General features: G+C 61.8%; 3 protein-coding genes. 1 reads left to right on the top strand and 2 read right to left on the bottom strand.

What is annotated here, in order from left to right:
- The coding region (locus RTS12_RS19970; RefSeq protein WP_312531776.1) for a hypothetical protein at positions 1 to 1,368 on the top strand (1,368 nt) is incomplete at its 5' end.
- Between the two features lie 279 nt (positions 1,369 to 1,647).
- Here the strand turns inward: RTS12_RS19970 and RTS12_RS19965 are convergent.
- Together RTS12_RS19965 and RTS12_RS19960 are read right to left on the bottom strand one after the other, a co-directional pair.
- Positions 1,648 to 4,689, bottom strand: coding sequence for a hypothetical protein (locus RTS12_RS19965; protein WP_312531774.1), 3,042 nt, complete (start codon positions 4,687 to 4,689; stop codon positions 1,648 to 1,650).
- On the bottom strand, positions 4,686 to 5,560 hold an 875-nt coding region (locus tag RTS12_RS19960; protein ID WP_312531772.1), incomplete at its 5' end, for a hypothetical protein. The genes RTS12_RS19960 and RTS12_RS19965, both read right to left, overlap by 4 nt.

The raw sequence follows: 5,560 nt of genomic DNA, 5'->3' as shown, positions 1-5,560 counted from the left end.
CCCCCCTCATCCTACGATGGCAGCGTCGTCACGGCAATTTTTCGAGGTGCCCTTGAATCAATGTTCGGTGATGGAGCATCCTTCGAAGCGATCTCCGCCAATTGCCCCTTGGCCCGTTTGGCTGCACAGTGCGATCGAAAATCGGTTGCAGGGCGGCACATGAAGTATCTCAATCCACTTACCATCCTGTCTCGTGGCAAACCCCACGGGACAGGAATTTCAGATTCATTGTCAGCTGCAGATCCCGAGCCGACGGCCGCCGCATCGCTCCAACTCGATCTTCCGGACCTTTTCAAGGGGCTTGAGCGCCACTACGAGAAGGGCAAGTCAAAGCTCGACCGATATGCAAATGCGGTTGGCGAGGGAAGCTTCCTGCGCAAGGGGCGAGCGGATCACCTGCACGCGCTGAACGGCGTTCTTGGCACTTTGCTCGATTCTTACACTGCCGGCGTCTACACTAAGGCGCAGAAGAACTTGCGGGAACTTGATGCCATGCTCGAGATAGCGCGGAGCCGTCTCGATGACTACCGCCACAAGCTGCTGTTCGCGACGCCGGGCAAGGGAACCCCGACGCTTCTCGACAAGGCCCAGCTACGCGATCACACCCTGAATAGCGCTTTCCATATCGGCGAGCAAATTTCTCAGGGCGAGAAGAGGGCCGAGATGCTCGAGAGTTCACGTGGAGAGGTGCTCAGGGCCTTTTGTCTCGAGATGCGAGAGGTCTACGATTGGGAGATCGAAGAGAGACAGGCGACAGTCCTGCTCTACCAAGCGAATGGGGAAAGCATCGTCCAGGCCGCCGAAGTCGTCCGCATCGTCACTAAGTTGGAGGCCATGCTCGGCGAAATCCGCAAGCAGACATCTAACCCGGAGAACCTCCGCAAATACTATGGCATGGCCGTGATGACCCGGCTGATGGTTCTGCTGATGTATGAGGCGCATATCTCGGACTATGGCGAGAAGTGGTTCCCGGCGCTCGCGAAGCGGGAGGAATCCAACAGCGCACTAATGACCGAGACCGCCGGGCTGATGAAGAGTAAGATGTCTCAGGCAGCCAGCGACCAGTTTAAACGCAATTGTTTGATCCAGAAGAACACTTCCGCGGCGATCGCGAAATACAAGTTGGTCCTACTCCAACGCCTCAACCGCACGAAGGAAGCCCGGAATGCCGTCGCGATCGAGGCTGAACTGGCGCTAAACACCTTCAAGACACTGGACGATGCGATGGGATTTGCCAGCGATGTCGCGGCATTCAATTACGACCAGGCTGCCCTGACAGCGCTTATGCCGAGCGATCTGGTTCCGCTCCACGACGACGATCTCGCGCCGCTCTACATGGAGATCTCTCAGGAGCTCTTAAAAAAATAAGACGTCTCAACCGGCGGGCAATGTTGATGGAAACCGTCTCGTCCGGAGCTCCATGGTATAGACAGGCAGAATGGCCCACGCTTCGGATCGTTCAAGACCATATGCGTTCTTGATTTCCGTCGAGACGTGACCCGGTGGGGGTGCGGACAAAAAACTTGGACTGTTTTCAGGGCATATCGCCGATGCTTTTACGGCATTCGATCGGGCTACGGCCGCCAAGTTACATCTTGATATGCTGGGTGTCAGAACCGAGCATGTATTCGGGACCGGCACCCAGGATCAGGCCGCGACTGGCGGTGGTGCCAGCCGGATCAACAGTTTTTCCCGCATCGTCTCATCCATATCAGCAGCGTCGAGCATCGCCAGAAGATCCGATTGCCGCGGCTGCCCGAAGGCCAGTCGGTAGAAAGCCGTCGCTCGGAGAAGCCACCCCACCCGCTGCGCATCCCGCGACAAAGGCGGCACGGGAAGCACGGTCTCGATTTCTACCGAGTTTGGCGCATCTCCGCTATAGAGCCAATGCGGGCGCAGCCCCTGCCGCGATGTGCCGCGTTCGGTCACTTCTTTTTCAGCAGCAACCAGCATCGCGGGCCATGGAGCTCCCTCCGCTTCCCGCGCCGCAGCAGCGTGATTGGCCGCGATGTTCAGACGCACAGCGTGATTCATGTAACGCTGCACCCGCCCTTCGCGCTGCTCCATGTCGACCGGGTTGCCGGGCAAGTTCCAGTGCCAGAGCCGATGGCAATAGGGATGGAAGTCAAGCCCCTCCTGCCCGACCGAGGTAGAGGCAAGCACGAAGGGGCGGAACGGCGAGTTGAAGGCATCACGCAGGCTGTCGATACGCAGGCCCGCCCCACTGCCCTCTTCGCCCGTGTCGCGCGTGGCGTTTGCCGAAAAGCGGGCGGCCAGATGGGAGGCCATGCGGCGCGGTGCCCGTCCTTCGTCGGTGAAAGGGTCGTGCAGGGTGATTGGCGCGGTGCGCAGACCGATCGTTTCGCGGAGGCGGCGAGCAACCGCATGGTGGACCGGTTCGCCATCCTCCACGCCGGGTCCCATGGCACCGCCAGTAACGTTGAAGACATATTCATCGAGCACAGCCTGAAGGTCATGCTCAGCGCAATAGTCGAGGACGCGAGACCAAGCGAGGCTGCGATTGCCGTCAGAGACCAGAAGCGGCTCAACCTCCCGGTGATTGAACATGGTTCGGAAACCCATCGCCACCTGCGCGGCCATGAAGCCCAGCTCCGGACGCGGCAGATTGATATGGCGCTCGAAGGCGCGCAGCAGGCAGGTCGCGGGGCTGCCGAGCGCTATCCGTGCGAGCAGACGAATTGTTGCGGGACTTGCGGGTGCCGAAGACAGGTCGCATTTCGCTTCCACGACGTCATTGTAACAGCGAAGGGCGGCACCTCCATCGTCCTTGCCAGACCCTGACTTCAATCCGCGGCGCACCGAGCCTGGCCAATCAGGCTCCTGACGATCTAATTCCGCCAGAAGAAGCCAGGGGGACTCTTCTCCAGATGATGGGAGAGCGCGATCTACCAGCGCGGCGCCAATCCGATGCTCGGCTTCGTCAAGCATTTGAGCGGGAGATATAACACCCCGTTCACGCCATATGGCGAGAGGATCCACGGTCCGGGCAAGGAAAGCCGACGGGTAGAGGAGGAGCATGGTCGACATGCCCGTGCTCGACGCTTCCCTTTCGGTCGGGAGCCGAAGCGGCGCCGTGTATTTCTTGGCCGGCCGTTCTGTCACCCCTTGCTCGAGCCTGAGCTTGCGCTCTGCTTCGTAGGACACAAGTGCCGCGACAGCTTCGGGGACCATCTGCCAATCGGAAAAGATCAGCGTCTTGGTCATTCCGGACTCGCCTACGAGATAGGGCAATGCAGGCGGTAGCCAGAGGCGGCGGTGCAGATCCGTCTGGCCCAGAACCTCGTCCATCAGGGCGCGCATCCGACCATTGCCCGCCGGGATCGCCTCGAAACGGCGCCGTTTGTCGTCCGGCACCATGGCGCTTTTGCCGAGCTTGGCGAAACTTGCGCGATCGGGATGAGCCCTCAGCTTCCGGGTCAGGTCGTATTCATTCATGAAGCTGAACAGGTAGGGCGCGGACTTCCAGTAATCGGCACGATCATTGCCCCCGATCCTGCGGGCAACGTCATGCACCGCACGCGCCTGACGAAGATCGTTTTCCTCGACGGGGACCGGCAGGACACGACGCCGGATACCCGCGTCGCCGGTATCGGTCGACACCCGCTCGGTCCGGCTCATCACGCGGCGCAAGCGATCCTCGACCGCGCGTTTCGCCTCGCTCGCATCCGGATCCATCCCCGCCCCGAGTGCGCGTAGATGACTACGAAACTGACGCATTTCCTCCCGCAGACCGGTGACGACAATGCGCCCTTCTGCACCATAGAGAACCGCGATGGTTTCGAGGAAGTCGGCATGATGGTCGCCTGCGTCGGCATCCTCTCCTGACAGGGTGAGCATCTTGTAGGGCGTAGCCGAGAGGAACAGGACATGGGCGCCATCCGCTTCGGCTTGAAGGAAGCGGCGCATCAAGGCTTGAGCCTCACTGTCGCCTTCGGTGAAAAGGTTACGGAAGCGCTGGAACTCGTCGAAGATCACCAGCTTCGGCCGCAGCGAGGTTAGCGCATGGCGACCTAGCCGCAGCAGCAGCTCACGCACGATCGGATTGCGCTGCCAGCTGTCTTCCAGATCCGCGGTCCGGATGCGTTCATCCATGCCGTCGGCCAGCAGGATGTCTGCGACGATATCGCAATCCGCGAGCCAGTCAGCGGGCTGCGCGAAATCGACATGGCGCTCCCATCTGGCAGGTTCGCGCACCGGGCGCCGCAGCAGGTTGTCTAGGAGCGACCCGTCGAGGCGCCCTTGCAACAGCTTACGCACCAGTGCCCGTTCATGGGCGAGACCTAGGCCCGCAGCCTTGTCAAAGCTCGTGCCCGGGGTCAGGGCGATGAAGTTCGCGCCCTCGGGCCTCAGCTTCGTCGATCTGTCGCAGAGCAGCGACAGACGGGTGGCACGAACCTCGGTCTCCTGCAGGACGTTCAGCAGCCGCAGATTCTGACGCGCGATGGCGCCGTTCGAGCAGACGTAGACGATATCGGCCCGCTCCTCCGGTGCCATGCGCGACAAGATATGGGCAACCACACCCTGCGCGACGCGCGTCTTGCCCAAGCCCACCTCGTCCGCGACGAGGAAGCGCGACACCCCCGCGTCGAAGCGGCTCATCACATAGTCAACCGTGGCCCGCTGGAACGGTTTCAGGCCTGCCAGAAGCGGCTGCGGATCAAAGCTCATGCGACCTTCCTCCCGCGGCGTTTCGGCCCAATGGCCGCCTTGAACTCTCCCCAGAGCCTTAGAAAAGCGGCCATCGTCTCTTCCTTCTCGTCGAGCTTCATCAGCCCCACCACGCGATCCAGATCCTGGATTCGGGCGGCACCATCCTCCGAGAGATAGGCGGCGAGAAGGGTTTCCAGGACCGGGGGTGCGGGCTCCCGTGACTGGCCCGAGGAGGCACCGTCCGCCGCGGCGCGCATCATCCCGTCAATATCTGGCTGGCGTTCGAGCATGGCTGCGACAAAAGCCAGAAGCTGCTCGGGCGTCTTGACCATGTCGGACAGCAGCGCCTCCAGCCGCGCATCGCCCGCCGGAAGGCCTGCAGAGCCGAGCTTGGTCACAAAGGCCGCCGTCGCGCCGTCCGGCCCCAACAGATCGAACTGGACGAAGGTCGTCGCATTCGCGAGGCTCACGGGTGTCAGGCCCCATGGCCCCTCACCCGCAATCTGGACGGGGACCGTCTGGGTCGCGAGCCGGGCAGAGACCGACAGGATGCCAGGCAAAGACGGCAGGATCATTGCCAGGCTCACGGCCAAGCGCTCTTCGGCAGGGGTAAAGGTCAGCTCTGGTTGAGCCGCGAAGATCGCATGGCGTGCATCGCGCACCGCACGGTCGAAATCTCGGGCAGCCTGCTCCTCCTTCAGCAGCTCACGCGGCGTCCAGTCCTGCAGAAGGGGGCCAAGGCCATCCTCGCCGAGGATGCCAGGGTTTCCCTCACCCCCGATGCCGCCAACAGTCGCCGTCTCGCCTCGAAGGGTCACGAAAACCTCGATATTCCGGGGGCCATTCGCCCCGAGGCCGGCGGCTGTTGCATTGCCAGAACCGAGCGTTA

The sequence above is a fragment of the Paracoccus sp. (in: a-proteobacteria) genome (genome assembly GCF_032007265.1).
GTDB lineage: Bacteria > Pseudomonadota > Alphaproteobacteria > Rhodobacterales > Rhodobacteraceae > Paracoccus.
The sequence above is the reverse complement of the archived record's forward strand: the minus strand, read 5'-3'. Positions and strand labels throughout refer to the sequence as shown.